Source organism: Microbacterium sp. (genome assembly GCF_049661145.1).
Lineage (GTDB): Bacteria > Actinomycetota > Actinomycetes > Actinomycetales > Microbacteriaceae > Microbacterium.
On sequence record NZ_JBASZT010000242.1, the window covers coordinates 1 to 3,477 of the forward strand.

Here is a 3,477-nt window from a genome sequence, read left to right on the forward strand (position 1 = left end):
CTGCGGACCCGCGCGGCCGGGCCGCCGGGTGCCGCGGGCGTGCGGGTGCGGGTCGCGACATGCGTCTGTCCGGCTCTACGCGCAGCCGGTCACCCACGCCTTGACGAACGCGAGCGACTGGTAGGCGTACTGATACGCCCACTGCGCCATCGACAGATTGCGGCGCACCGGGTCGACGAACGTCTCGCCGCTGAAGCACTGCTCGAAGATGTACCGGGTCCGCGACACGTGCGGAGTGTACGTGATGACGACCGCTCGGGCCCCCGGGGCGAACTCGTCGAGCATCTTCGCCTCGCCGGCCGTGGTGTACGGGTCGGGGTGTTCGCACGTGACGAACGACTCGTTGCAGGCGTCGAGTTCGTCGGCCGAATGCACGCCTTTCTCGGCCACCGAAATGAGGACGCGCTCGACGACGCCGCGATCGTGCAGGCGAAGTGCGGCGTTGATCCGTTGGTTCGTCGGGGGTCCGACGACGAAGGCGACGTCGGCCGAGTCGACGTCGTCGGCGTACGGGAACACGTAGACCGGCGCGCCGGCGGCGACGATCGCCGCGCCCGCGAGAACCGCGGCGACGGCGATGATCGCCAGGCGTCTGAGGATCCGGCGCCGGCGGCGGGGCGGCGCCGGGCGCTCGTCGGTCATCTCGGCGCCAGCCATGTGACCGCGAGCTTCAGTTCGGTGTCTCCCGTGGCCGGGGTCCATACCCCTCGCACGCCGTCCGCGCGCGACAGCCCCGCGGCGTCGATCTCGGCGAACGGCTGCGAAAGGCCGACTCCGAGCGCTTTCGCGTAGGACTCCTTCACGCTCCAGAGCTGAGTGAGCCACGCGCGGCGGGAGGTGGGCGCGATGTCGGCGAGCCGTCGGCTCTCCAGGTCAGAGCACATCCGATGCACGAGGGCCGGCTGATCGAAGATCGCGCCCACGCGTTCGACGTCGACGCCGATTCGGCCGCGTTCGGCGACGGCCACGACGAGGTGCTCACCGGTGTGGGAGATGCTGACATCGATGTCGCTGCGGTGCAGCCGGGGCTTCTCGCCCGCCGTTCGCACCGCGAAACCGTGCCATGGCTCGTTCAGCCGATCGCGGACCAGGTCGCGGATCCACGCCCGCGCCGTGATGTACTCGACGCGACGACGCCCCGAGAGTGCGCGCGCACTGACGATGTCGGGCCCGAGGATCGACCGGAGTTCTCCGCCCCGCCGCGGCGCGGAACCTCGTGTCGTGCCGGCGCGAAGGTGGATGCCGGCGCACGACAGCGCGGCGTGCCTCCCGACGCTACTCCGACGCAAGCTGAGAGATGCCTTCCGCCAGCTCGCGGATGGTCGGGTAGTCCCAGACGATCGTGGGGTCGACTTCGAGCTGGTAGGCATCCTCGATGTCACCGCAGAGCGTCAGCGCGTAGACCGAATCCAGGCCCAGCTCGTTCAGCGGGGTGTCAGAGGTGAAGCTCCCGGGTGCGACCTTTCCGTACGCGATGACGCGCTCGGTGAGCCACTGCTCGATGTCGGCGGACGCGGGGACGACGGACATGTAGGGGTCCTCTCTACGGATTCGGGGTGGTGGAGACGTTCCCCGTGATCCCAGGGTAGACGCTCACGGCGTGAAGTCCCATTGACTGCCGGGCATCGACGGAGGTCTCCGCATGGGCGACGAGCCGCTCCACGACGGCGTCGGGCAGCGGGCGCTGGCGCCCGGACAGACGGCCCTGGATGCGGAGCAGACACGCCTGCAGCGCCAGGGGGTCGCCGGCGATTCCTGCATCGCGCTTCCGGTCGGAGGCGTTCGCGTTCAGCCAGACGCCGATGACGGCACCGGCGGCGAGATAGAGCGAGATGCGTCTCGCGACGTCGAAGGATGCGGCGGGGGCATCCGTCGTGAGCTCATCGGGACGCAGGGCCCGCGCCGCCGCTCGTTCCCGTGCATATCCGGCCGCGAGAGCATCGACCAGGGACTTCAGCTCCGTCGTCGAGCTCGCGAGGGCTTCGCTCAGCCGCGGATCCTCGAACACGGCACCGAGCGGGTCCGAGGAGCCGGCGCCCAGCGTGAGAGAGCCGAAGTCCAGCGATGGGAGGACGGTGTCGCCGGACAGATCGGTGAGCGAGAGGTCGGCGGCGGGGGTCTTCTCGGCGCGCCGCGCCCAGGCCGGAAGGTTCGGCAGGATCGTCAGCAGGCACGAGGTCTCGCCGGCATGGCCGATCGGCACGACAGCGAGATCCCGGACGATCTTCTCGATGATCTCGAACGGCTCGATCCGCGCGTAGAAGGTCGAGCCGGCGACCACGGAGATCTGCTGCATCGCTTCGATGAGCAGCCGGGGCGAGAGGTACTTGCACGCCGCGGTCAGGACGAAGCACTCCCGGGGCGACAGGTGCAGTGCGCGGACGGTCGCCGCGCTCATGGCATCGGCGACGAGCATGTCCGCCAGCGCGGTGGCCACGAGTGCGCGGGCGTGGGGGATGTCGAGGACGGTGCCGCCGTAGAGCTCGCGGTCACGACCGTAACGGATCGTCTCGTGGAGTGCTGCTTCCACGGCCCCGACGGCGAGAGCGGGGATCACGGCACGGGTGATCTGGAACGCCTTGAGAGCGGTCTCGACCGCGGCGCCGTCGCCGCCGATGAGGTTCTCGGGGGGCACGGCGACCCCGTCGAATCGGCCCGCGCCGATCACGCAGCCGCGCATGCCGGCGGTGAGAAGCCGCCGACTCGTGTCGGCGTTCGCCGCGGACTCCGGCGATTTGTTCCACAGCAGCAGCGAGAACTGGCGGGCCGTGGTCCCCTCGCGGGTCTTCGCCATGATCAGGATGGATTCGGCGCGGTCGATGTTGTTGACGACCTGCTTCACGCCCCGGACGCGCCACGAGGTTCCGTCGAACTCCGCCGCGCATTCGTTGTTGAGCAGGTCGTTGCCGTGGTCGAGTTCGTGAAAACCGACCGCGATGCGCTCGCCCGCCAGGAGCCGCCGTGCCACGTCCCGCTTCTGGGCGTCGTCTCCGCCCGTCCACACGTTGACCGCCGACATGAGGGTCGTCAACCCGTAACCGAGCCCGACCGCGGGGTCACGGCGGAAGATGGGACGCAGTCGCGTGACGAGGTCGGAGGTGTCGGCCCACCGCCCGCCGAGGTCGACGGGGACGAACTCGGCGGCGGCCCCCCACTCGGCGAGGACGTTCTCGGCGAAGGGACTGAGGCGTCGGGCGTCGTCGTCGTCCGCGATCGACGCGTAGCTGTACGGTTCCGCGGCGTGCGGGTCGCCGAGCAGGATCTCCAGATCGGGTGTCTCCGTGGTCGTCATCGCCCCGCCCTCCATTGATCGATGAGCGTCACGCCGGTGTCCGCGTGTGCGAGGAGCGCCGCCGCGGTGACCGCCTCGGCGACCTCAGCGCTGAGCTCGGGACCGCCGAGACGGTTCGCGACGCGGGCGATGACCGCCGTGATCCATGCGTCGTCGCGTCCCAGCGCGCCGGGAACGTCCTCGCC

5 protein-coding genes are annotated in these 3,477 nt (G+C 70.1%); all 5 read right to left on the reverse strand.

Going from position 1 to position 3,477, the window contains the following annotated elements; translation table 11 throughout:
• Positions 1–75: 75 nt before the first annotated feature.
• Complete coding sequence (locus tag WBP48_RS10475; protein WP_424440005.1) at positions 76–642, reverse strand: YdcF family protein; 567 nt, start codon at positions 640–642, stop codon at positions 76–78.
• Complete coding sequence (locus WBP48_RS10480; RefSeq protein WP_424440008.1) at positions 639–1,289, reverse strand: 4'-phosphopantetheinyl transferase family protein; 651 nt, start codon at positions 1,287–1,289, stop codon at positions 639–641. Before WBP48_RS10480 ends, WBP48_RS10475 begins: the two co-directional genes overlap by 4 nt.
• Positions 1,276–1,530 (reverse strand): acyl carrier protein, encoded by a 255-nt coding sequence (locus tag WBP48_RS10485; RefSeq protein WP_424440011.1) that lies wholly within the window; start codon positions 1,528–1,530, stop codon positions 1,276–1,278. Before WBP48_RS10485 ends, WBP48_RS10480 begins: the two co-directional genes overlap by 14 nt.
• 13 nt (positions 1,531–1,543) lie before the next feature.
• Entirely contained in the window at positions 1,544–3,292 is a 1,749-nt protein-coding gene (locus WBP48_RS10490; RefSeq protein ID WP_424440014.1) for an acyl-CoA dehydrogenase, read from the reverse strand.
• The coding region (locus tag WBP48_RS10495) for a hypothetical protein (protein ID WP_424440017.1) at positions 3,289–3,477 on the reverse strand (189 nt) is incomplete at its 5' end. The genes WBP48_RS10495 and WBP48_RS10490, both read right to left, overlap by 4 nt.

Coding starts and splice junctions, on each gene's coding strand:
- WBP48_RS10475 (WP_424440005.1), bottom strand. CDS start 642: ATGACCGACGAGCGCCCGGCGCCGCCCCGCCGCCGGCGCCGGATCCTC.
- WBP48_RS10485 (WP_424440011.1), bottom strand. CDS start 1,530: ATGTCCGTCGTCCCCGCGTCCGCCGACATCGAGCAGTGGCTCACCGAG.
- WBP48_RS10490 (WP_424440014.1), bottom strand. CDS start 3,292: ATGACGACCACGGAGACACCCGATCTGGAGATCCTGCTCGGCGACCCG.